Here is a 23,657-nt window from a genome sequence, read left to right as displayed (position 1 = left end):
CCTGACCCGTGAACTGGTGCACGGAAGGCGCCCTGGAAGTGAAACAGTCTGCGTCTGGAATGCGAGCCATCGGGGCCGACGATGGGGCCGGTTTCCCTCCCGGGCGCCGGCCGAATACCCCAAACAGGTGAATGCTTATGATTACATTTTCCTGAACAATGAATACTTTCATTTCCCAGAAAGCCGAAGAGCCGTCGAGCTTGGCCAGGGTGGGTTCTGGACAGCATGGTCGTTGGACAAATGTCGTCATTGCACTCGGTATCCGCCTGCCCCTGCCACCTTGCGGACATGGATCGCCAGCCGCGCGCCCCCTGGATGCGCCTGCTTCCCTGGCTGCGCCTGTACCGCTGCTCGACCTGCAGCAGGATGCGGCTTCTTTCGAAGCAGAAAGTAGACAACGCCCGCCTCGCGCACGTGGCCCGGGTGCGCGCACGCGGCGGCTGAGGGCACCCGCTGCCGGAATTTCCGGCTGCCCTCGCTTGCGTTCGCGTGCCCTGCGTGAACCGGCCCGAAGACAAGCTGGCGGCGCGGCGCGACATGTCGTCCCCTCGCGCAGCACACCGGGCCACGATGCCCTCTAGAATGCGAGTAATTCTCAATTGCATCGCCTTCCCTCTTCATGTCTTCCGCCGACACCCGCACCGTGCATGCGCTCTACAGGGAGCACCACGGCTGGCTCAGCATGTGGCTGCGCCGGCGCCTGGGCTGTGCGCACAGCGCCGCCGACCTGGCGCAGGACACCTTCGTTCGCGTGCTGCTGCGCCCGCAGGTGCTGCCCACCTTGCGCGAGCCGCGTGCCTACCTGACGACGCTGGCCAAGGGCGTGGTGAGCGAGCACTGGCGCCGGAAGGCGCTGGAACGCGCCTACCTCGAAGCGCTCGCGCTCGCGCCCGAGGTGCTGGCGCTGTCGCCTGAAGAACGCCTGCAGTTGCTGCAGACGCTGGACGCCATCGACGCGATGCTGGACGGTCTGCCGCACAAGGTGCGCGAGGCCTTCGTGCTGTCGCAACTCGAAGGCCTGACCTACGCACAGATCGCCGAGCGCCTGGCGATCAGCGAACGCACCGTCAAGCGCCACATGGCCCTGGGCTTCGCGCATTGCCTGGCGCTGGTGGAATGACCGCACTGCCACCCGCCCCCTCACCCGACACTGCCGTGCTGCGCGAAGCCGCGCAATGGCTGGTGCGGCTGCACTCCGGCCGCGCAGGCGAAGCGGACCGCGCGGCGTGCGAAGCCTGGCGCCATGCGGACCCGGCGCACGAACGCGCATGGCAGCGCGCCGAGCGCCTGTCGCAAAAATTAGGTGCCGTGCCCGCGAGCGTCGGTGTGCCGGTGCTGGCCCGGCAGGCACGTGGCAACCGACGGGCCGCGCTGCGCGCACTGGCGGTCTTGACGACGGCCGTGCCGACCGCCTGGCTCGGCTGGCGCCTGGCACCGTGGGACAGCTGGACTTCCGACCACGCCACCGCCACCGGCGAGCGGCGCGAAGTGCAACTGGCCGACGGCAGCCGCGTGCTGCTCGACACCGGCAGTGCGATCGATGTGCGCATCGACGACACGCAACGCACAGTACGGCTGCGCACAGGCGCGATCCGGGTTTCGACCGCCGCCGATGCGCGGCCTTTCATCGTCCACACGGTGCAGGGCCGGTTGCGCGCACTCGGCACGCGCTTCACCGTGCGGCAGGACAACGAGGGGCATGAAAGTGCATCGCCCGATGTGCGGCTGGCCGTCACCGAGGGCGCGGTCGAGGTCACCTTGCGCGGCGCATCCGTGCCGGCGACGATCGTGCCGGCCGGCCAGCAGACAGTGCTGGGGACCCAGGGCGCCTCGGCGCTGGTGACCGTCTCGCCCGAAAGCCAGGCGTGGACGCAGGGCGTGCTCTACGCCGAGAACATGCGCCTGGCCGACTTCTGCGCCGAGCTGTCGCGCTACCGCCCCGGCCTGCTGCACTGCAGCCCGGAGGTGGCGAACCTGCGCATCTCCGGTGCGTTCCAGCTGCGCGACACCGACTACGTGCTGTCGATGGTGGCCACCACGCTGCCTGTGCAGGTGCTCACGCGCACGCGGTGGTGGGTGACGGTGCTGCCGGCCTGAACGCTGAAAATTTTTCGCCGCCCCCTGTCCCTTTTTGAAGCCTGATCGGGCAAGCCATGGAGCCGTGCTGCGAGCACGGCAAGAACAGGACCACCGAACCATGGCATTGCCCTCCTCCCGCACCGCGCCCCTGCGCCCACGTTCTCCCTGCATGCCGATGCGCCCGAGCGCCGTGACCCAGGGCGTGCGCACCCTCTGCCTGGCCTTCGCGCTCGCCGCTTCGGGCACCGCCATCGCACAGACGAACCCGCCGGCGTCCGCCGCTGCCAGCTACGACATCCCCGCAGGCGCGCTGGGCCCCGCGCTGTCGCGCTTCGCGGCGCAGGCCGGCGTCACGCTGTCGTTCGAACCCTCGTTGACCGAGGGCCGCCGCACCGGCGGATTGCGCGGCGCGCATGCGGTTGGCGAAGGCTTCTCGCGGCTGCTCACCGGCACGGGCCTCGAAGCGGTCGCCCGCGCGGGCGGCGGCTACACGCTGCGCCAGCCGGCGCCCGGTGCCGCCACCTCCGCCGCACCTGCGGACGGCCAAAGCAACCTGCTCAGCGAAGTACGCGTCACGGCGCAGGCCGAGCGCAGCGCGGTCACCGAGGGCTCGGGGTCGTATGCGAGCCGCCTCGTCACCGTCGGCAAGGGCGAGCAGACGCTCAAGGAGATTCCCCAGTCGGTCACAGTGGTCACGCGCCAGAAGATGGACGACCAGAACCTCTACACCGTCGATGACGTGCTGGCCCAGACCACCGGCATCACGATGTACGACAGCCCGATGGGTGGGCGCTATGTCTACTCCCGCGGCTTTCGCGTCGACACCTACCAGTTCGACGGCGTGAACCGCGCCTTCTACTACCCGCAGGCCAACAGCTTCACCAGCAACGCTGCCACGCTGGACCGCGTGGAGGTGGTGCGCGGCGCCACCGGCCTGCTGCAAGGGGCCGGGTCGCCCAGCGCCACGATCAACATGGTGCGCAAGCGCCCGACGGCCGACAGGCAATTGCAGGTGTCGGCCAGCGCGGGTTCATGGAACAACTACCGCACCGAGATCGACGCGAGCGGCCCGCTGAACGAAGCCGGCACGCTGCGCGGCCGCGTCGTCGCCAGCGGCAACGACCGCGACTACTTCTACGACACCGCGAAAAGCCGCACCGGCGTGCTGTACGGCGTGCTCGCTGCCGACCTCGGGCCGCAGACCGTGCTCACCATCGGGGCCAGCCACGAAACGCTGCGCGCCACCCCGTTCTTCCAGGGCTTGCCGAGCTACAGCAACGGCGCCGACCTGCACCTGCGCCGGTCGACCTACCTGGCAGCCGACTGGAACCGCTGGAAGAGCGCGCAGACCTCCGCGTTCGCAGAACTCGCGCACCGCTTCGACGCGGACTGGTCGCTCAAGGTCACGGCGGGCTATGTACGCGAGGCGCAGGACATCAAGTACGCCTTTCCGCTCGGCGCCGTGAACCCGGTGACCCTGGCGGGCAACGTCATGTACGGCGGCCTGTTCGATTTCAAGACCGACAACAAGACGCTCGACCTCGCCGTCGACGGCAAGTTCGACGCCTTCGGCAGAAGGCACTCGGTGAGCTTCGGCGCCAACACCGGGCGCATGTTCAACCACAGCGACTTCTCGCTGATGCAGTTGCCGGGCGTGGCCAACAACGTCTTCGCACCGGTCTCGGCAATCCCCGAGCCGAGCGACGCGACCTTCGTCGCCAGGCGCTACCGCGGCGGCGACACCGAAACAAGCATCACGCAATCGGGTGCCTACGGCGTCGCACGCCTGAGCCTCAGCGACCCGCTCACGCTCGTGGCCGGTGCGCGTGTCACACGCTATCGGGCCAGCGACCGCGACCGCATCACCGGCGCTGCGGCGACCGAGCCGTACCGCGAGAACGGCGTGCTGACGCCCTATGGCGGACTGATCTATGCGCTCAATCCGCAATGGTCGGCGTACGTGAGCTATGCCGACATCTTCCAGCCGCAGAACGCAATGACCGCCGCCGGCGACATGCTGCCGCCCGTCAAGGGCCGCAACTTCGAAGCAGGCCTGAAGGGCGAGTTGCTCGACGGCAAGGTCAACGCCTCGGTGGCGCTGTTCCGCCTCGACCAGAACAACCGGGCGCAGGAAGACCTGGTCAACGTCTGCACACGGAGCACCTACTGCTACATGTCCACCGGCAAGGTGCGCAGCGAAGGGCTCGACGCAGAGATCAGCGGCGAAGTGGCGCGCGGCTGGCAGGTGTTCGCGGGCTACACGTTCAACCACTTCAAGTACATGAACGACACGGCCAATGCCGGCATCGACTTCGCCAGCACGTATTCGCCCAAGCACATGCTGCGCGTGTGGTCCGAGTACCGCCTGCCCGGCGAACTGAACGCCTGGACGCTGGGCGGCGGCCTGAACTTCCAGACCGCGAGCTCGCGCACCACGGGTTCCATCAAGCTGGAACAGGCCTCGTACGCCGTCTGGAGCGCACGTGTCTCCTATCAGATCAACCGCAACTGGTCGGCCGCGTTGAACGTGAACAACCTGTTCGACAAGACCTACTACCAGACCGTCGGCGCGCCGGCCTGGGGCAATGTCTACGGCGAACCGCGCAGCGCCATGGTGACCTTGCGCGGCACCTTCTAGTCAGGATGGCCGCCTGTCCAGGCAGGCGGCCCCCATGTCGGACGCTCAGGGGAAAAGAACGGCGCCGCCGCGATTGAGGTCGGCCAGCAATGCGCCCTGCACATAGACCGCATAGTCCGCGAAGAACATCGCCGCGCCCCCGCTCGCTCCGGTAGGAATACTCAGGCCGGAGTAGAAGAATCCCTGGCTTGCCTGGTCATTGAGTCGCGCCAGTCCTTCGGGCGTATTGATGTCGACCGGGCCGCCGGCAATTTCATCCGAGAAGCGATAGACCACCGCCGCGGGCTTGCTGCTGTCGAGTTCGTAGGCGTTGAAAACGCCTTGCACGGGCTGCCCGTTGCGGTTCGCAAAGTACTCGAAATAACCTCTGTAGCGGAATCCGCTCTGGCCACGGCTGGTGAGTTGCGGCTTGGGATCGGAGACGACGGGTTCGAACGCGTAACGGTAGGTCGCCCCGGCCGCTGCAGAGCTCTTGACGACGATCGCATTCACGCTCGGGCTGAGACCCCGCTCGGTGTTCAGGAAGCGATAGCCCTCCTGTCCCAGCGCGTTCAACCGGTCGATGAAGTCTGCCGGCATCATCAGATCGAAGCTGAATTTTCGATAGGTGTACGTGACGGCCCGGCTCTCGTTCTTGACCAGGATGAAGCTGGCCTTGCGAATGGCGTTGAGGGAGTCGTCCAGGGTGTGCGTCTCCCCCACCAGGTGGTGCAGCACATAGCCTTTGGCGCCCTCGTCTTCCAACCGCTGCAGCAGCGCGTTGCTGGCCTCGTCCCAGCCATCGCGACCGGAGAAGGTGAGCGTGAATTCCTTGTAGCTGTACGTGTCGCTGGCAGCTTGCGGATTGACATAGAGGGAATTGCTTCCCACGGGCCGCAGCCGGACGCTGCCCTTGGCGCCCTGGTCGTTCAGCTGCTGCAGGACTGCCGGCACCGATGCGATGTAGGCATCCTTGTCGCCGTTCCAGGGGGACGGGAGCGTCTCATAGGGCGCGGGGGCAGATGTTCCGGGTTCCTGGGTGCCCGGTTCCTGAGTTCCAGGGCCTTGCGTTCCAGGCTCCTGCGTGCCGGGTCCTTGCGTTCCGGGGCCAGGCGTTCCTGGCCCTTGTGTTCCGGGGTCGCCTGATCCAGGCCCGAAAGACCCCGGTGGGATTCCACCGCCGCTCCCTCCTCCGCCACCCCCACATGCCGCAAGCACCAAGGCGACTGCCGTTGCAGCAGCTGCTGCAGATCTTCTGAATTTCATTCCCTTGCCTTTCGATGTGTCGAAGCCTATCTGCCGATAGGGCAACGTTGTCCGCAGCGACCGGGGCTCTGACATGGCCCGCCAGATCGCCGCCGACGTTTGTATGGCAGATGGGAGAAATTTCCCCATGCCGAAAGTCACAACGACCTGCACACGATGGAAGTTGATGTTTGGTCATGAGGCAGTTATTACTAACCAGAACCATGCAATCGAAAGCAAAGCGAGGTCATCCCCTTCCAGCATCGAGAGAATGCGAATGACGATTTGGCTTTTTCTTCACCGAATTATTCTTCTCCTCGGACTTTGGAATGGCACGCGCCGACAAGACGTCATTGAGGACGGCTTCAGCGTCGCAATCGACTAGCGCTTGGGCAGGGTCGCCCAGGGCAATCTAGGGGAATGGCGACGGGTCTCTGAAGTACCGCGCCGACGGGGAGAAGTTCCGGGCACGCCCCGTGATGGATGTCAGTTCCGCCATCGCCTGAAGAAGTGCGGCAGCGCTCACCGGCTTGAACAACATCGGCACCCCCGAGGACCGTGCACGCCGCAGTTGTTGCGGGGCTGTCTCGCCCGTAATCAGGAGCAGTGGAATGTCGAGCTGGAAGCGCTCGAGCAGGCGCAGGCCGACCTCGAGCCCATCGCCCCCGTCGGCCAGGCGGTAGTCGCACAGGAGCATCGAGAAAGGACTGCTTTTCGCATCCGGGTGCGTCAATGCCTCGACCGCATGCGATTCGTCAGTCACCGCCACCACATCCACGGCGTGCGCGCGCAGCAGTGCCGCCATGGCAAGGCGAATCTCCGCTTCATCGTCGATCAGCAGCACGGGCCCCGGCAGGTTCGGCACAGCAAGGCTGCGATGCGTGGGATTCTCCGGTTCATCGAGCAGCAGGTCGGCCGGCGCAGTGATCGCTGCATCGACTTGCGGCAGGACCACGCGGAAATGCGTGCCGCGCCCCGGTCGCGAGTGCACCTCGATCGGGTGAGACATCAGGTGCGACAGGCGCTTGACGATCGACAGGCCGATACCGAGTCCACGCGCCCGGTCGCGGCCCGGGTTGTCGATCTGATAGAACTCCTCGAAGATGCGGCTCAACTGTTCAGGTGCAATGCCGACCCCGGTGTCGCGAACCTCCAGCCACACCTTGTCTGCTCTGCGCCGCGCGACCACGGTCACACCGCCCTCCTGGGTGTACTTCAAGGCGTTGTCGACCAGATTGGAAAGCAGGCGGAACAGCAGCTGAATGTCGCTGCGCACCCACACGCCACTGGCCCGGATGCGCAATTGCAGCCCCTTCTGTTCAGCGTAAGGGGTGAAGGTCTGATTGAGGACAAGAAGCAAGGCATCGAGTTCCAGGGCCTGTGGTTCGGACGCGACCACGCCTGCATCGAGATGCGAAACGTCGAGCATGGTGTCCAGCGACGCGCCAAGCGCGTCGACGGCGCGCATCAGGCGTTGGGCATTCGTTCTTTCGGGATGGTCGTGCAGTGCGTTTTCCATCGCTGCACCGAAAAGTGCAATGGCATGCATCGGCTGGCGCAAATCGTGGCTGGCCGCGGCAAGGAAGCGGGTCTTTTCCGCACTGGCACGCTCCACGGCGGCGACGCGTTCGCGCAACTGTGCAGCCAGCGCCTCGTTTTCGAACTGCAATACCAAAGAGGCGGTCAGCCGCTTGTTCTGCATCACGCCTTCGCGCAGCGTGAGGATCAGATTGGCGAAACTGAAAAGCGCCAGAAACCAGTTCAGCGCGCCCCCTTGCCAGATCAACGCAAGGATCAGCCCGCCCATCATGGGAATGCCGCAGCCGAACATGGCCCGCTTGAGCGGCCAGCGGGCCCGAACAGCCCGGGTCCAGCTGACCATGATCACCACGATCAAGACGGTCGACAGCGCCGGGCTCTGGATGAGCACGAGGAACAACGCGCATGGCAGCGCCGTGATCACACTCATCAGCGTGACGATGCCCGAGTACCGGCGCGCCCAATGGTGGCTTTCGGACAAGGGGACATCCGGCGTCCACCGCGGAGCAAACAGGGCATGCATGTGCATCAAGACAACGGCCGCGACCATGCCGATCATCAGCAGGTGATGGGTCGAATCGATGTGAAAGTACCCGAAGATGCCGATGGCAATGGCGAAGCACATGTGCGCACAGGTGGTCGCCGTGTGCCCGGCATATACAGAGGCCACATGTTCGCGGAGCACCCGATGGTCCAGATCGGCGGCTGCTGGGGGCTGATACATTGATCTGACAGCGTCGTTCATGAATGGGGCCCTTCGCTTTTTTTGCTGATCGCCTTGCACCTCCTCCGCTGAGTCAACGCAGGCTGCTGATCAGTTCCGCCCGCGATTGCACACCGAACAGCAGCAGGATCGTGGAGACATAGTTCTTCACCGTGCCTTCGCGCAACTCGGCCAGCTGTGCGATCTCCTTGTTGGACTTGCCCTCCAGAATCATCTGCAGCACACGCGCCTGGCTTCCCGTCAGGGCGCCCTGGGCGCCGCTGGCGGAACGGCGGGGCGCCCGGGCGACCCACCTGGAAGTGCGAGGAAGGCCATCGACAACGTCCCTTCCGAGCAGACCGCAGGCGCGGATGAAGCTCACCACCTCCTTGAGGTTGGCCGACTTCGGCAAGAACGCGCTGGCGCCCTGGGCCAACGCACTTTGCGCAATGGCGTCTTGGGCCAGCGAGGTGGCACCGGCGCCCGACAACGCGACGACGCGGGACTGCGGATAACGCTGGAGAAAAACGGACACGCCGCTCAGGCCCCGTGTATCAGGAAGCCCCAGGTCGAGCAGCACCAACCCGATGCTCCCCTGAAAACGCTCATACACAGCCAGTGCCTGCGCCATGCTGCTGGCTTCGAAGACTTCGACCGCCGGCCCATGAGGCGAGGCTTGCGCCTGGAGCAAGGCACGCACCCCCAGGCGCACCAGGTCGTGGTCGTCCACGATCAGGATGGCTGACGCCCGGGTCGACGCAGGAAGGCTCATGGCACGCATGTTAGGGTCATGCGTTGCCAGCCGAAAGTGACAAAAGTCAACTCACAGCGCGCAAGCTGCCACTGGGAACCTGCAAGCCACCGGCCCGGGGAACCTAGGCGCTGCACCTGTCGTTCATGGGCCTGGTGTCGAGCGGTTGGCGCGGGAGCCGGCCGCGCGCATGGCGCGCCCTAAGCCCGAAACCAGATCTTGAGCGTCACGTACAACGCATAGCCTAGGCCCACGACGCACCACGCGAGGAAAAACAGGTTGGCCCAGTACTCGCCCGCGTGCGCAGCCAGGGTGTAGACCTGCCCTGCGCACCCCTTGCCGACGCAAGGCACTTCGCCCCGGACCAGGGCGCGCAGCACGGCGAAAAAGAGGTAGCAGGCCACGCCGCCGGCAAGCAGGAATCCGAAGGGTCCCACGACCCCTGGCGTGAGCTCATCGTTCTCATCGCGATACCCTTTTCGAAGCAGCTTCTGTCCGAACCTGTACCAGGCGAATCCGAGCAGGAGCATGAGGGCGTAATAGATGAAGGAGCGCATGTGTTCGTGTCGTCGCGGTGGGGATGCGGATAAAGCCGCGCCTGCCATTCGATGAAAATGATGTGGTTCTTGGGCTCCAGGACGTGAAAGCAATCCGACTGTCGTCGCACAAAGAACGCCTGCGGTTGCGAACGAAGGCGCATCAAGGGCAGATGAACATCCAGCTCGGCTTTCAAATCGCCTGCCAGCTTCCCCGGCGCGGCAGCCAAGGGTTGCAGGCGCTGCGCCTGACACTGCGCGTCATTCGGCGTCGGCAGCGCCCAGCTTCTTGAGTTCGGCGAACTTGGCCGCCATCGTCGGGTTGCCGCGCGTCAGCTTCTTGATCGTCACGTCCTGCGCCTTGTCGTTCGCAAGCCGAAGGTTCCGGTCGGTGCCGAGCAGGGCTTCCTTCGTCTTCTGCAGGTGGTCGATCGACTTGTCGATCTCTGCAATCGCCTTCTGGAAGTGCCCGGAGGCCAGGTCGTAGTTCCTAGCGAAAGCGGTCTTGAAGGTTTCGAGCTCGGTTTCGAATTTCGTGATGTCGATGTTCTGCGCCTTCACAAGCGCCAGCTCAGACTTGTACCTGAGCGAATTCATGGCCGCATTGCGCAGCAGCGTGATGATGGGCAGAAAGAACTGCGGGCGCACGACGTACATCTTCGGATAGCGATGGAACACGTCGACGATGCCGGTGTTGTAGAGCTCGTTGTCGGGCTCCAGCAGCGACACCAGCACCGCGTATTCGCACCCCTTCTCGATGCGGTCCTTGTCGAGCTCCTTCAGGAAATCTTCGTTCTTGTTCTTCGTCGCGGTGCGGTCGCTCTCGTTCTTCATCTCGAACATGATCGAGACGATTTCGGTGCCCGCCTCGTCCAGGTCGCGAAAGATGTAGTCGCCCTTGCTTCCGGTGCGCGCATCGTTGTCCTTCTCGAAGTAAGCCTTCGGAAAGGCCATCGACCGGATGCGGTTGAACTCGGTCTCGCAATGCTGCTCCAGCGTCTCGCCCACCATCTTGGTCGACAGGCGCGCCTTCATGTCGCGCAGGCGCTCGATCGCATCGTCGCGGTCCTTGATCTGCGTTTCGTACTTGTCCTTGAGCGATTTCTCGGCCAGCTGCTTCTCAAGCTCCGCGCGCTCCAGGCCGCTCTTCAACCGATCCCGTTCCTTCTCGACCGCACCGACGGCCTCGCTGATCGCGAGCTTTTTCGCGACCTCGATGGCGTCGAGCCGGGCCTTCAGTTCCTGGATTTCCGCGTCCTTCGCCGCGGCACTCTTTTGCAGTTCGCCCACATGCCTGGCCTCGGCGAGCGCGGTGGCGGCCAGCTTGTCCTGCCTGGCCTTTTCGAGCTCGTTCGCGAGCGCATCGCGCTCCCGTTCCACGGTGCCCAGGGCTTCGCTCACGGCGAGCTTGCGCGCAACATCGCCGGCCTCGAGCCTCGCCTTGAGTTCCTGGATCTCGCCGTCCTTGGCGGCAGCCGCCTTCTGCAATTCGCCGGCCGCCTTGGCCTGCGCGAGTTCGACGGCGTTGCGCTTGTCCCGTTCGGCCAGCTCCAGCCGATCGTGCAACTGCTGCTCGAAGTCGCCGTCGCGCACCTGCTTCAGGATGTCCGCGTAGCCGGCCTCGTCGATCTTGAATGCCTTGCTGCAGTGGGGGCAGATGATTTCGTGCATGGCTATGCGCCCTTCGCAGTGGAAGGTGCCGTCAACGGGAGGCTGGAGGCGCGCGCAGTGCGGGCGGGATCGCGGGTCGTGGTGCTGTTCATGGAGTCAAGGACGTGGAGTCGAATCCGACTGTAGCCGGACATCGGCGCCGGGGCGGCATGGCGCTGAAGGCACTTTCACAGGCGCATCCCCTCTGGCAATTCGTCGACATGGATCCGTCGCAGCCCATGCTCGACCTTGCCGCGGAAACGCTGGGCCCGCTCGCCGAGCGCGACATCTCCCTCACCACGCGTTGCAGAACGCCTTGATGTCGTTCTGCGCCACCTCGCGACCGCAGATGTCGGTGGGCTTGTTGCGGCGCGCCCGGGCACCGCTGAGGATGTCCCGGGTTGAACCGCGCGGCAACCGGGCATCGCATGGGCAACACCTTCTGCACCTCGGTGCATCCGCAGCGTCCGCCGCCGGTGGTGCCGACGTGGCCACTGCTGTCGCCATGGCACTGAGCTGCGCCATGGGGAAAGAGGGGCCGGGCGTTCAGAGTTGCCGGGCGACCAGCACGACGACCCCGGCCAGCGAAATGGCGACGCCCATGACTTTCCTGAAGTTCTTCAACATCTTGTGTGCTCCATCGGTGAGACTCGATGGTGCCCCGATGGAAGCCACGGCGGGTTTGGCAATCCCGATGGCCGGGATAGAAAAACTTCAAGCGCGCGTGAAGAGCCCGACCAGCCCGGCCGAATCTCTGCGCCGCTGCCGGCAAGCGACGGACGCTCGCGAACGAACTGGCTGGCCCGCAGTCACGCGCGCGCCACCGCCGCGCTGGAGTTCCAGCACGCTGAGTTCGGCGACGCCTGCATAGCGGCCGTCTGTGGTCTGGCGGATGTCGTTCGTGCGGGACCAGCCGTCGGGCAGTTCGACGAAAAGATGTGGCTGTGTGGCGCTCATGACGGAGCGAATCCCAGGGTTACTACCGACGCCGGCCGGGCAAATAGTGCCCAGGCATTAGCATTTAATTTCTTTGACAACAATGTCACGCCCACCGTGGAAAAAGGATCTCATGTGTAAACACCGACATGACTTTCGGCACTCGAACCGAAGCGCCGCGACGTCCAGGATGGAGCGTCCGTGATCCGTCTTCCTCTTTCCGCGCGTCCGCGCGACCTGCCTGCCTCCCCCGCCGCCGCTCCCGCTGCCGCCGCATGAAGGACGACACTCATACCGCCGAGCACCTCTACACCGTCGAAATCGAGGGGCGCAACGTCACGGTGCGGGACGTGATGGTGGCGGCGTTCATCTACCGCATCAAACTCGAGGAACTACTTGGGTCTCCCCGGCAGGTCGCGCACTGCTATCGGCTCTGGCGCCGGCTCGAGCAAGCCGACCAACCGCCCATGACACACCTGGACATCCAGCACGCCGCCGCCTGGCGCGAGGCGCACGAGCAGGCCTGGCAGGTTGCGCAGGTGTTTCTGACCGACCCGCACACCAAGACCTTCGTGCTCCGGCTCGCCATTCCCTGATGGGTTGCTTGATCGATCCGCTGTGCGCCGGGGCTGCTCCAACCCTTTTGCGGCCGCCTGTTCACCTCTGCCATGCAGACATGACAAATAAGTGTAACCACGGGTAAACCGGAGGAAGATACTCGGCGTTAGAACCGAATGTGGACATCCGACCCCTCCCTTGTTGCCCTCGCCTTCCTGGTCGGCCTTGCCGCGGGCGTGACGCTCATGAGCATGCTGGCGGTCCTGCGTTCGGACCAAGAGCTCCCGCCTTCCGAGCACACGCAGTTGTAAGACGCGCGACCCGGGGCCATCGCCGGCCGGCATCCCCCGGTCCGTTGTCGCATCCATTGCGACGGCGAGGTAAAACCAAATCATTAGCAGCTTTGCGCGCCCCGCACACCGCCTGCCCGCGCCCGTGATTCGCACGGAAGGTGCGCGCTCGCACAAGCATTCATCGCAGCGCGCCCAGCACGTGGCAATATTTAACGCAATGCAACGATTGTTACTTTCTTTGTGCCATTGCAGATGCGCCTCTGTCGCGTCAGCGCCGCCCGCGTGACACGGCACGACGATACTGTTTCCGCCTCAATGCTTGCGTTCCTTGCGCGGCAACTGCGCGCCGGGGGACACGACGTGAGGCACATCATCCAACTCGCTCAGGTAAGAAGAAATGAACAAACTGCTCGCACTCGTCATCGTGGCTGCCGCCATCACCGCTTGCTCCAAGCAAGAGTCCACGCCCGCAGCGCCGGCCGCTCCCGCGGCACCTGCTGCCACGCCGGCTCCCGCCCCGGCCGCCAGCGCGCCCGCCGCCGCAGCACCCGCTGCGTCCACCACGGCATCGGCCGACGTGCCCAAGGAATGCCAGGACTACCTGGACAAGGTCAGCGCCTGCGTGGGCAAGCAAAGCGGCGCCGCCGCCGATGCGCTCAAGAGCAGCCTCGAGCAGACCAAGGCCACCTGGGCCAGCTACGGCGCCAACGCCGCACAACTCGGCGCCGCCTGCAAGACCGCTTCCGACGCATTCGCCGCACAAGCCACGGCCATGAAGTGCTGATGCACTGAGTCGCCGACGTCGGCGAGGCTGCTGCCGTCATGGACGGCACGCGGCCCCCGCCGCGCCGCGCGACACACCTCCTCGTCCCCGACGCGGAAGCGCCGCCCCTCCCCAGCAGGCGGCGCCATCCAGGTCCCGCAGGACCGCAAGTTTCCGGCGTCCAGCACGGACCTTCCGACCGGACCCGCTCCCCGCACCAGAACCGTCGCGCGCCCGACTCAGGCCGCAGCCCCTGCGCGCTCGCTCGTGATCTGCGCGCCTTCGCGCATCGTCTTGGTCACCGGGGTATTGGCCACCACCTCGAGCAGCCGGCTCCACTGCGCATCGGTCAGCGGCCCGCTGGCGTGCAGCACGCGGTGGATGTGCGCCTTGCCCTCCGCGTCCTTCGTGAAGCTCAGCTCGGCTTTGAAGTCGCCCAGTTCCCAGCCCTTGCGCTGCGCATACATTCGCAGCGTGATCGCGGTGCACGCGCAGAGCGCGGCCAGGTAGTAGTCGTAGGGCGCCGGTCCCGCGCCCTGCCCGCCCAGCGCCACCGGCTCGTCCGCTGTGAGCTGGAACTTGCCGACCTGGATGCGGTGATTGAAGTTGACGTCGGTCGAGACGATCGTTGCGGTAACGCCGTGGGCCATGGGGTGTTTGCTCCTGTTGACAGAGGAGCGCATTCTGGCCCCGCCGTCATCGAAGACATCTGCGCCGACGGGGTTGATCCAGGCGCCCATAATCTTCGCCAGGCGGCCATGCCAGGGGTCGCCAGCCCCCCGATGCATGCCGCTGGCATGTACGGGCGCGCCGCCCTCCTGCCTGGTTTCGACGGAACGACACCATGAGCGCACTGCACATGTTCCTACCAGTCTGCGAGCCCGCGCGCAGCGAAGCGCTGGCGCAGTTCATCAAGACACACCACGTTCCCCGCCATCTCGTGCGAGGCACCTCTCGCAAGATGCCGACCGACTGCGGACCACCCGCGCCGCTGCGCCCACCGAAGGAGTTGCCGCAGGCGCCCCGGGCACCGGCTGCCCCGTCCTGAAAGCGGCTGCGCTTCGGCACCACCGTGGGTGGTGATCAAAGTTCGTCGATCCGGCTGGATCGTGATTTATTGGAAATGGTGTTCCATTTTCTGCGACATACTTCACGAATGCGGCGAAAAACAAGCGAAGAAAACTCCCACGACCATGCCACCGCGCCACCGCCGGCCACGACCGAGCTGAGGGTCAGCTGGGAGCACACCTTTCCCGACGACGGGTCGAAACTGGCCCTGCATTCGAACTGGATTTCGAACACGCCTGCGACCATGGCCTACCTCGAGGCGCTGGTGGCCCGCGTCTCGGACATGACGCCCGCGCCCCATTGCGTGTTCGAGAAACGCGAGGCGGTCGCGCCCCGCTCGTTGCCTCCGGACCTGGGCACCTTCACCTCCGCGGAATTCTGGAAGGTCGCCGAGCTTTTGCACTTGCAGGCGACCCCGTCGCTGGCGGCTGCGCGCCTCGTGCTGGTCGAGGGCATGCGGCCGGCCAAGGCGGCAAGGCAACTTCACACGAGCCCGCAGGCGCTGACCAACACGCTGCGAAAAATCCGCACCGGGCGCGCAACCTCCTCGCGGCTGGGGCGGATGCCGCCCGAAGGCACGCCAGCGCCGAAGCCCTGACGGGCCGGCGCAACGCCGTCGAAGACCGCAGCTACCCGCCCGCCTCGGCCGCCGGGTGACTGGCCGCATACCGCTCCAACAACAGGTACAACACGACGCCGCCAGCCAGGGGAAGCAGATAGTAAAGGGCGCGGTACGCCAGCACCGCGCCCATGAGCGTGCCCTGGCGCACGGTGCCCGAGAGCAGCGCCAGGTAGACGGCCTCGAGCACGCCCAGGCCCGCCGGAATCGGTGTCACCACGCCGACGATCGACGCTGCCAGCAGCACGCCCAGCACGGTCGCGTACGGCACCTTCTGGCCAAGCAGCAGGTACATGGCACAACCCATCACCGCCCAGTTGGCGGCGGAGAGTCCAAGTTGCACCAGCGCCAGCTGTGCCGAGGGCAACTCGACCCGCCGCCCCTTTACCAGCCAGTGCCGGTCGTGCAGGAAAAAGCAGGCCACCACATACGCCACGGCGAGCAGCACCATCCCCATGCCGAGTGCGCGAAAGGCGCCCACGTCCATGTGCGCCTCGCGCGGCGGTGTGATCGCGCCGGCGGCGAACAGGCTGCCGGCCAGCAGCCCGTAGCCGAGCCAGTTGGTGGCCAGGCTGATGCCGACGATCTGCGCCACGGTGGCCTCGTCCAGCCCGGCGCGCGCATAGAGCCGCGCGCGCAGCGCGATGCCGCCGACCAGCGAACCGAGGTTCAGATTGAAGGCATAGCTCACGACCGCGATGGCCCAGCTTCGCCAGCGCGGCAGCCGATGCCGCGTGTGCCGCCGCCCGATCAGGTCGAAGCAGCCGTACAGCGCGTGGCTCAGCGTGGCGAGCCCGAGCACGCCCAGGAGCAGCAGCGCGGGATAACGCTGCAGCGCCTCCCATGCGCCGGCCCAGTCGACCTTGTGCGCGTGCGACAGCAGAAGGCCCAGCACCACGAGCCCGAGCACCGGCAGCGCCCAGCGGCGGCAGCGCTGCCACAGCGAGGGCTTGTCCCCGGACGCGGCAGTGCCCGGCGCGAGCGTGCTGGCGTGGCGGCTCATGGGGAACCACCCGTGCCGTGCAATGCCGCAATGAGCGCCGCCAGGTCGAGCGGCTTGAGCAGGTGATGGTCGAACCCCGCGGCGGCGATGCGATCCTTGTCCCCCTGCTGGCCCCAGCCCGTGAGCGCGACCAGCACGAGCCCGCTCAGCGCCGCGTCGGCGCGCAACCGGGCCGCGAGTTCGAAACCGTCCATGCCCGGCATGCCGATGTCCAGGATCGCCAGCCCCGGCGGCGGCCCCTCGGCCACCAGCGCGAGCGCCGCTTCGCCCCCATAGGCCGCGCGCGGCGAGGCGCCCATCGAGCGCAGCAGGTCGCTCAGCGCATCGGCCGCGTCGCGGTTGTCGTCGACGACCAGCACCGTGCGCGGCAGCGTGGCGGGCCAGCCCGTGATGACGGGCGGCGGCACCGGCGGCGGGCCGCCCGCGTGGCCCGAGTCGCCGATCAGCGGCAGCCGCACGCAGAACGTTGCCCCCTGGCCAAGCCCGGGGCTGAGCGCCTCGACGCTGCCGCCGTGCAGTTCGACCAGGCTCTTGACCAGCGTCAACCCGATGCCCAGCCCGCCCTGCGCGGCCTTGGACGTGCTGCTCACCTGCACGAACATTTCGAAGATCGAGCGCAGCATCTGCGGCGCCAGGCCGGCGCCGTTGTCGCGGACCTCGATCGCCGCGCTGCGCGCCTCGCGCCGGAGCACGACGCCGATCTGTCCGCCCGGCGCGGTGTACTTGGCGGCGTTGTTGAGCAGGTTCGAGAACACCTGCGCGAGGCGGACCGCGTCGCCGCGCACCACGAGCGCTTCGCTGGGCAGGTCCATGTGCAGGGCATGCTTCGCGCTCTCGAGCATGGGCCGGCTCAGTTCGAGGGCGTCCTTGATCACCGCCGGGAGCGCCACGGCTTCCATGCGCAGTTCGATCTTGCCGCGCGTGATGCGCGAGACTTCCATGAGGTCGTTCACCAGCCGCACCATGTGGTCGATCTGGCGGCCCATGAGCTCGTAGTAGCGCAGCGCCTCGGCGGGTTCGTGCGCCTTGCGCTTGAGCAGCGTCAGCGCGGTGCTCATGGGCGCCAGCGGGTTGCGCAGCTCGTGCGCCAGCGTGGCAAGGAACTCGGTCTTGCGCTGGTCGGCCTCGTGCAGCCCGCTGAGCAGGTCCCGCATCTGGTACTGACGGTTGCGCGCGCGCAGCGCCGCGCGCACCGTGCTCACCAGCGAGGCCACGCGCACCGGCCGTTCGATGACGGTGACATTGGCCAGCCGGCGCATCGCGTCGGCAATGACCGCCGAGTCGGCGCCCTGGCGCGCAAGAATGAGCACCGGCAGGTCGGACCACGGCGGCTGCGAGCCCAGCGCTTCGGTCAGCGCGGCGGCAGCCGGGTCGGACAGCGCTTCCTCGGCCAGCAGCACCGCGCCGGCGCCTTCCTGCAGGCTGCGCACGAGCGCGCACAAATTGGCGCACGTGTGCGAGGCGACCTGGGCACGCTCGAGCACGGCGGACGCCATGACCGCGTCCCTCGAGGTCATCGTGCGCAGCAGAATGCGCTGTTCGATGGCTGCGGGCGGCGACGCACTCACGATGCGCGCTGCACGCCGTCGATCGGCACAGGAATTCCCGACAGGATCCCGCGGAAGTTGCGCAGCGGCTCACCCACCTGCAGCCCGGTGCCCGTCATCGAAAAATCGCGGATGCTGCGCTCGTGCGCGCCGCCGCGCTTCTTCAGCACCGAGATCGCCTGGCGCACCTCGCCGTCGAGTTCGAAGTAGCGAAGCAGCACCACCGCATCCGCGAGATAGCTCGCGTCCACCGGCGTCTGCATCTGCATGCCGATGAGGCCGTGCTGCGCGCCCACCAGCAGCGTGGCCACGCCGGCCTGGCCCAGGTACGACAGCAGCTCGTGCAGCTGCGCAATGAGAAAGCGCTCGTCGGGCATGGCGTTGAGGTAGCCGTTGAGGCTGTCGATCACCACCACCGCGGCCTTCGACTCGGTCACTGCCAGCCGGATCAGGTGCACGAACTCGCCCGGCGACAGCTCGGCCGGATCGACCTGCCGCACCAGGATGTGGCCTGAATCGATGTGCTGCGACAGCGGCATGCCCATGCTCTCGCAGCGCGTGCGCAGTGTCTGCAGGCTCTCGTCGAAGATGAACAGCGCCGCGCACTCGCCGCGTTGGGCCGCCGCCAGCGCGAACTGCACTGCCACCGTCGACTTGCCGGTGCCGGGCGCACCGACGAAGAGCGTGCTCGTGCCGCGCTCGATGCCGCCGCCCAGCAAGATGTCCAGCGCTTCCAGGCCGCTGGGAATGCGCACCTGGTTCGGTGTCGCCACATGCTCCGACGACACCAGGCGCGGAAACACGCGCAGCCCGCCACGTTCGATGCGGTAATCGTGGTAGCCGCCGCGAAAGCGCTGGCCACGGTACTTGCTCACCAGCAGCCGGCGCCGCGCCGTGCCGTAGTCGGAGTGGGTCTGTTCCAGCCGCAGCACCGCGTGCGCGATGCTCTGCACCTGCAGGTCGTGCTTCATGGCGGTCATGTCGTCCAGCAGCAGCACGGTGCACTGGCGGCCCGAGAAGAACTGCTTGAGCGCCAGGATCTGGCGCCGGTAGCGCAGCGAACTGCCGGCCAGCAGACGCAGCTCGGAGAGCGAATCGAACACCACGCGCGACGGCTTGATGACGTCCACGTCCGACAGGATGCGCAGCGTCGTCTCGCTGAGCTCGACCTCCGACGGATGGAACATCGTGTACTGCTCGTCGGGCTCCAGCGCAGCTTCCGAGGGAAGCATCTCGCGCACGTCGATGCCGGTCAGGTCCCAGCCGTGCGATTGCGCCACGCCTCTGAGTTCCTCGGCGGTTTCCGACAGCGTGACGTAGAGCACCGACTCGCCGCGCCGCGCCCCTTCAAGAAGGAACTGCAGCGCGATGGTGGTCTTGCCGGCGCCGGGCGTGCCTTCGATGAGATAGAGCCGGTTCGATGTCAGGCCGCCGCCCAGCACGTCGTCCAGGCCGGGCACGCCGACCTTCATCAGGCCGGGCGCTTCGTGTGCGTGCTGTTCCTCATCCGTGGCCGAGCCGGCCGCGCCATCGAATTTCATTGTTTCCTCCATCGTTGTGGCATACGAGAGAGGATTTGAAGGGAAGGCCCGCGCCGCGACTGTAGGGCATCGCCGTTCCCGTGCAGAAGACAAAGCCACCGCGGCACGCGGGCCGGCGCTGAACACGGTGGCCGGCGTCAGGATTTCTCTGGCGTCTTGTGCTCGGCGTCGCCGGGCTCCTTGAGCTTGTGGTTGCCAACCTTCTTCATCAGCGCCTCGCCTTCGGTGTCCTTGCCGTCCGTGGGCACGGACTCTTCCTGCGTGATCTCCGGTTCGTCGGAGGCGGGCTTGCGCGGTTTGTGCGTGGGCGCGTTCGAGGTCATGAGGCATTCTCCTGGCTGTCCTGGTTGAAGCTTCGACCGTGCAGCGCGCAGCGCTGCGCCGCGTTCAGGCAATGGCGGCAACATCCGTCAGCCAAGGCCGACGGCGGCACGTCTCACGCGGGCACGGCCGGTTCGAGCGGCGCCTCGCTCGCCTCGATGAAGAGCCGCCGGATCATTGGGAAGCGCGCACGCACCTGCTGCTCGATGGCGGCGATGGCGTCGGCCGCTTCGCCGGTCGCGGTACCGTCCTTGAAGTTCACGTCGACGATGGCCAGCACCTCGTTGGCGCCGATGTACATCGAGAGCACGCGGCCCACATCCTGCACGCTGGGCTGCTGCATCGCCAGGCTGCGGATCGCCCGCGCCGTCTCGGGCCGGATGCCTTCGCCGATGAGCAGGCCGCGCGCCTGGCTGATGAGCAGCACCGCCACGCCCGCCAGCAGCAGCCCGATGACCACCGACGCAGCGCCATCCAGCGCCGGCATGTCGAACCGGTGACTCGCCCAGATGCCGAGCGCCGCCACGCCCAGGCCGGCCAATGCGGCCGAGTCCTCGGCAAGCACCGTGTAGGTCGTGGGGTCCTTGCTTTGGTCGAGCGCCTGCCAGAACGGCCGGCCCCGGGCCTCGCGCCGGAACTCGCGCAGCGCAATGGCGAAGCTCGTGCCCTCGAACAGCGCCGCCAGGCCCAGCACGACGTAGTTCCAGGTCGGGTCGCGCATCGGCTCGGGCCGGCGGATGTGCTGGATGCCTTCGTAGAACGACACCCCGCCGCCCAGCCCGAAAATGAGCACCGCGACGATCAGGCTCCAGAAGTACAGCTCCTTGCCGTGCCCGAAGGGATGTTCGGCGGTCGCGGGCCGCTGGCTCAGGCGGATGCCCACGAGCAGCAGCACGCCGTTGAAGGTATCGACCGCCGAATGAATGCCCTCCGACAGCATGGCCGAGCTGCCGGTGATGCCGGCCACCACGAACTTGGTCGCCGCAATGGCGACATTGGCCGCGATCGCGCCGTAGATCGCGATCTTCGAGCCGGCCATCAGCGGCCCGGGTCAGGGAAGGCCAAGGTAGATCCGCAGGTCGTCCTTCACCGTGCCCGCGGACGCGACCGCGATGCGCAGCCGCTCCTCGGTCACGCCGAACCATTGCGTCCAGTAATCGACCGCCTTGGGGTCGGTGATGTCGATGCGCTCGTCGTCTGGGGGAACGCGGATCTCCATGTTGTCCAGCATCGCAGGTCTCCGGGCAGGTTGTGCAGGTTGGGGGGGAGACGGCAGTGTGGCCGGCGGAAAACACACGGGTGCCGGTCGGATGCCATGGTTGATGCAGGACATTTGCTACACAGCGGCCGGTCTGGCCCACCGCGGCGGCCCCGAGGTGCTGCGCACGCTCAGGGCCGCAGGCCTTCAGCGCTTACACGCGCGGCGGATCGCTCTCGCGCGCCGGATGGCGGTGCCGGCCCACGCTCGTGATGAAGTCGATCGTGGCGGCATCCACGTGGGCCGGGTCCGCGAGGATCAGCCCTTCATCGGGCGTGCCGTCGGGCAGCGCAAGCGGAATGCCTGCTTCGGTCAGCAGGGCCTGCGAGGCGCCGAGCGCAAGGATGGTCTTGCCGTGCCGGTACTGGTCCTTCACGAACTCCATCGTGTGGCCGTCGGAGATCAGCGCTTCCACCGCGGGCAGGCCGTCGGGCAGCACAAGCGCATCGAACAGGAAGCCCGGGCTGTTCTCCAGGCTGGCATCGGCCTGCATCGGCGCAGTGCCCGCCACGGCACAGGTGCCCAGGCGCGACGCGACCAGCCGCGGCACGGCGCCGGCACCCACCAGCGCGGTGAGCAGCTTGCCCAGGGACACGCCGTCGGCGCCGTCGGCCACGAGCATCGCGATCTTGCGCGTGCGGATGCCGCCGTCGCCGGGGCGCGCCGTGAGCGACAGCGCGGGCGAGCGATCGACCTCGGGCGCAGGCGGTGTGTCCATGGCGCGTGGCAGCGGTGCGGGCAGCGACATGCCCAGGCCCTGCGCCACGCGCGCGGCCAGATCGGGCGACGCATTGTGCAGGCTCGCGACCACGCGCTCGCGCACGGCGGGCACCGTCACCTTCGACAGTTCGAAGCGGAACGCGGCGGCGATGTGCGCCTGCTCCCATGGCGTCTGGCTCTCGAAGAACAGCCGCGCCTGCGTGTAGTGGTCGGCAAACTTCTCGGGCTTGGCGCGCACCTTGTCGCTGTTCTCCTTGGCGTCGAGCCGCTTCGCGATGCTCTCGAAGCCCTGCCCCGCGCCGGCCTGGAACGGGCACCCGCCGCCCAGCGAGTTGGGCTCGTAGGCCGAGCGTCCGCGGTGGATGGCCTGGCGGTGCATGCCGTCGCGCTGGTTGTTGTGCACGGGCGCGATCGGCGCGTTGATCGGCAGCTCGTGGAAATTGGGACCGCCCAGCCGTGAGATCTGCGTGTCGACGTACGAATGGATGCGCCCGGCCAGCAGCGGGTCATTGGTGAAGTCGATGCCGGGCACCACGTGCGCCGCGCAGAACGCGACCTGCTCGGTCTCGGCAAAGAAGTTGTCGGGGTTGCGATTGAGCACCATGCGGCCCGCGATCTGCACCGGCACGAGTTCCTCGGGCACGATCTTCGTCGCGTCGAGGATGTCGAAGCTGAACTGTTCGGCCTGCTCCTCGGTGAAGATCTGCAGGCCCAGTTCCCATTCGGGGTACTCGCCCGCATCGATCGCTTCCCAGAGGTCGCGGCGGTGGTAGTCGGGATCGGCGCCGGAAATCTTCACCGCCTCGTCCCACACCAGCGAATGCGTGCCGAGCTTGGGCTGCCAGTGGAACTTCACGAGCACCGATTCGCCCGCCTCGTTCACGAGCCGGAAGGTATGCACGCCGAAGCCCTGCATCGTGCGGTAGCTGCGCGGAATGGCGCGGTCGCTCATCTGCCACATCAGCATGTGCGTGCTCTCGGGCATGAGCGAGACGAAGTCCCAGAAGGTGTCGTGTGCCGAGGCCGCCTGCGGCATCGCATGGTGCGGCTCGGGCTTCACGGCGTGGACGAGGTCGGGGAACTTCATCGCATCCTGGATGAAGAACACCGGCATGTTGTTGCCCACGAGGTCCCAGTTGCCCTCGTCGGTGTAGAACTTGACAGCGAAGCCGCGCACGTCGCGCGCCGTGTCCTTGGAGCCGCGCTCGCCGGCCACCGTCGAGAAGCGCACGAACACGGGCGTCACCTTGCCGGCCGCCTGGAACGGCGCAGCGCGCGTGTACTTCGTGAGCGGCTCGTAGCACTCGAAGAAGCCGTGCGCGCCCGAGCCGCGCGCATGCACGATGCGCTCGGGAATGCGCTCATGGTCGAAGTGCGTGATCTTCTCGCGCAGGATGAAGTCTTCGAGCAGCACCGGCCCGCGCGCGCCGGCCTTGAGCGAATTCTGGTTGTCGGCAATGCGCACGCCCTGGTTGGTCGTGAGCGTCTGCCCGCCCGAATCGACGCGCACGCGGTCGAGCGTGTCGATGGTGGCGTTGGTGCCTTCGGGCGCCACAGTGCCCGTCTTTTCCGACGCGTTCGACTCCGACGGCGTGCTGCCGGTAGGCAGGCGCGACGGCGGCTGCGTGTGCAGCCCTACCGGGGGTACGGGTCCGTGCTCGATCGGCTTGTTGGTGTTGGCCGGCATCGACGCGGCCAGCATCTGCGTGTCGATTGCCTTCTGCGCCGGAACGTCGCCCTTGCCCGCAGCAGGCGGTGCGGGGTGTGCGGGGCCGCTGTCGGTATTGCGCGCAGCGGCTCGGGCGGCGTCGAGCGCAGCCGGGTTCGGCGCGCTGGCTTTGGGTGGCTTGGCCATGTCGTGGGCTCCAGGGTGGGTTCGAAAAAGAAACGGGTGCGGTGCGCGTGCAAGG

At 66.8% G+C, this 23,657-nt stretch carries 22 protein-coding genes; 8 read left to right on the top strand and 14 right to left on the bottom strand.

The window, feature by feature from the left end; all coding sequences use genetic code 11:
* Positions 1-619: 619 nt before the first annotated feature.
* The 3 genes from ASD34_RS17495 to ASD34_RS17485 all read left to right on the top strand — a co-directional run bounded on the left by ASD34_RS17495 (position 620) and on the right by ASD34_RS17485 (position 4,717).
* Positions 620-1,120, top strand: coding sequence for a sigma-70 family RNA polymerase sigma factor (locus ASD34_RS17495; RefSeq protein WP_056579923.1), 501 nt, complete (start codon positions 620-622; stop codon positions 1,118-1,120).
* A complete protein-coding gene (locus tag ASD34_RS17490; RefSeq protein WP_056579921.1) occupies positions 1,117-2,097 on the top strand; it encodes a FecR domain-containing protein in 981 nt (326 codons plus the stop codon). Before ASD34_RS17495 ends, ASD34_RS17490 begins: the two co-directional genes overlap by 4 nt.
* A gap of 100 nt (positions 2,098-2,197) precedes the next feature.
* Complete coding sequence (locus ASD34_RS17485; RefSeq protein WP_235510104.1) at positions 2,198-4,717, top strand: TonB-dependent siderophore receptor; 2,520 nt, start codon at positions 2,198-2,200, stop codon at positions 4,715-4,717.
* Positions 4,718-4,762: 45 nt separating this feature from the next.
* Here ASD34_RS17485 and ASD34_RS17480 read toward each other — a convergent pair whose 3' ends face one another.
* From ASD34_RS17480 to ASD34_RS17455, 5 genes are all read right to left on the bottom strand, one after another.
* The gene (locus ASD34_RS17480; protein ID WP_056579917.1) at positions 4,763-5,650 is read right to left on the bottom strand and encodes a hypothetical protein; all 888 of its coding nucleotides are present in this window, start codon (positions 5,648-5,650) and stop codon (positions 4,763-4,765) included.
* 703 nt (positions 5,651-6,353) lie between these two features.
* Positions 6,354-8,225: a hybrid sensor histidine kinase/response regulator gene (locus ASD34_RS17470; protein WP_056579914.1), complete on the bottom strand. Its 1,872-nt coding sequence runs from the start codon at positions 8,223-8,225 to the stop codon at positions 6,354-6,356.
* 52 nt (positions 8,226-8,277) lie between these two features.
* Entirely contained in the window at positions 8,278-8,955 is a 678-nt protein-coding gene (locus ASD34_RS17465; protein ID WP_235510103.1) for a response regulator transcription factor, read from the bottom strand.
* A gap of 179 nt (positions 8,956-9,134) precedes the next feature.
* Entirely contained in the window at positions 9,135-9,491 is a 357-nt protein-coding gene (locus ASD34_RS17460) for a hypothetical protein (RefSeq protein WP_056579909.1), read from the bottom strand.
* Between the two features lie 240 nt (positions 9,492-9,731).
* Positions 9,732-11,141 (bottom strand): DUF2130 domain-containing protein, encoded by a 1,410-nt coding sequence (locus ASD34_RS17455; protein ID WP_056579907.1) that lies wholly within the window; start codon positions 11,139-11,141, stop codon positions 9,732-9,734.
* A gap of 149 nt (positions 11,142-11,290) precedes the next feature.
* Between ASD34_RS17455 and ASD34_RS27590 the strand changes: the two genes are divergently transcribed.
* The gene (locus ASD34_RS27590) at positions 11,291-11,440 is read left to right on the top strand and encodes a hypothetical protein (RefSeq protein WP_157609704.1); all 150 of its coding nucleotides are present in this window, start codon (positions 11,291-11,293) and stop codon (positions 11,438-11,440) included.
* Positions 11,441-11,834: 394 nt separating this feature from the next.
* Here the strand turns inward: ASD34_RS27590 and ASD34_RS27775 are convergent, their stop codons facing one another.
* Entirely contained in the window at positions 11,835-12,077 is a 243-nt protein-coding gene (locus tag ASD34_RS27775; protein ID WP_162248702.1) for a hypothetical protein, read from the bottom strand.
* Positions 12,078-12,331: 254 nt separating this feature from the next.
* On the opposite strand from ASD34_RS27775, the gene ASD34_RS17450 reads away from it, so the two are divergent.
* Positions 12,332-12,652: a hypothetical protein gene (locus ASD34_RS17450; protein ID WP_056579904.1), complete on the top strand. Its 321-nt coding sequence runs from the start codon at positions 12,332-12,334 to the stop codon at positions 12,650-12,652.
* A gap of 652 nt (positions 12,653-13,304) precedes the next feature.
* Positions 13,305-13,691: a hypothetical protein gene (locus ASD34_RS17445; RefSeq protein ID WP_056579902.1), complete on the top strand. Its 387-nt coding sequence runs from the start codon at positions 13,305-13,307 to the stop codon at positions 13,689-13,691.
* 218 nt (positions 13,692-13,909) lie between these two features.
* On the opposite strand, the gene ASD34_RS17440 is transcribed toward ASD34_RS17445, so the two are convergent.
* A complete protein-coding gene (locus tag ASD34_RS17440; RefSeq protein WP_056579900.1) occupies positions 13,910-14,320 on the bottom strand; it encodes an OsmC family protein in 411 nt (136 codons plus the stop codon).
* Positions 14,321-14,514: 194 nt separating this feature from the next.
* Here ASD34_RS17440 and ASD34_RS27180 point away from each other — a divergent pair, with 194 nt between their 5' ends.
* The gene (locus ASD34_RS27180) at positions 14,515-14,718 is read left to right on the top strand and encodes a hypothetical protein (RefSeq protein ID WP_082548785.1); all 204 of its coding nucleotides are present in this window, start codon (positions 14,515-14,517) and stop codon (positions 14,716-14,718) included.
* 24 nt (positions 14,719-14,742) lie between these two features.
* Complete coding sequence (locus ASD34_RS17435) at positions 14,743-15,336, top strand: hypothetical protein (RefSeq protein WP_157609703.1); 594 nt, start codon at positions 14,743-14,745, stop codon at positions 15,334-15,336.
* A gap of 31 nt (positions 15,337-15,367) precedes the next feature.
* Here the strand turns inward: ASD34_RS17435 and ASD34_RS17430 are convergent, their stop codons facing one another.
* The 7 genes from ASD34_RS17430 to ASD34_RS17400 all read right to left on the bottom strand — a co-directional run bounded on the left by ASD34_RS17430 (position 15,368) and on the right by ASD34_RS17400 (position 23,602).
* A complete protein-coding gene (locus tag ASD34_RS17430; protein WP_056579895.1) occupies positions 15,368-16,360 on the bottom strand; it encodes a lysylphosphatidylglycerol synthase domain-containing protein in 993 nt (330 codons plus the stop codon).
* Positions 16,357-17,877 (bottom strand): hybrid sensor histidine kinase/response regulator, encoded by a 1,521-nt coding sequence (locus tag ASD34_RS17425; protein WP_056582475.1) that lies wholly within the window; start codon positions 17,875-17,877, stop codon positions 16,357-16,359. Before ASD34_RS17425 ends, ASD34_RS17430 begins: the two co-directional genes overlap by 4 nt.
* 47 nt (positions 17,878-17,924) lie before the next feature.
* Positions 17,925-19,448, bottom strand: coding sequence for an ATPase domain-containing protein (locus ASD34_RS17420; RefSeq protein ID WP_082548782.1), 1,524 nt, complete (start codon positions 19,446-19,448; stop codon positions 17,925-17,927).
* Positions 19,449-19,585: 137 nt separating this feature from the next.
* The gene (locus ASD34_RS17415) at positions 19,586-19,771 is read right to left on the bottom strand and encodes a hypothetical protein (RefSeq protein ID WP_056579893.1); all 186 of its coding nucleotides are present in this window, start codon (positions 19,769-19,771) and stop codon (positions 19,586-19,588) included.
* Positions 19,772-19,884: 113 nt separating this feature from the next.
* A complete protein-coding gene (locus ASD34_RS17410; protein WP_200937599.1) occupies positions 19,885-20,808 on the bottom strand; it encodes a cation diffusion facilitator family transporter in 924 nt (307 codons plus the stop codon).
* 12 nt (positions 20,809-20,820) lie between these two features.
* Positions 20,821-21,000: a DUF3606 domain-containing protein gene (locus ASD34_RS17405; RefSeq protein ID WP_056579888.1), complete on the bottom strand. Its 180-nt coding sequence runs from the start codon at positions 20,998-21,000 to the stop codon at positions 20,821-20,823.
* A 181-nt stretch (positions 21,001-21,181) separates the two neighbouring features.
* Positions 21,182-23,602: a catalase gene (locus tag ASD34_RS17400; protein WP_056579886.1), complete on the bottom strand. Its 2,421-nt coding sequence runs from the start codon at positions 23,600-23,602 to the stop codon at positions 21,182-21,184.
* Positions 23,603-23,657 lie beyond the last annotated feature (55 nt).

This window comes from Variovorax sp. Root473, assembly GCF_001426505.1.
GTDB lineage: Bacteria > Pseudomonadota > Gammaproteobacteria > Burkholderiales > Burkholderiaceae_C > Variovorax.
The sequence above is the reverse complement of the archived record's forward strand: the minus strand, read 5'-3'. Positions and strand labels throughout refer to the sequence as shown.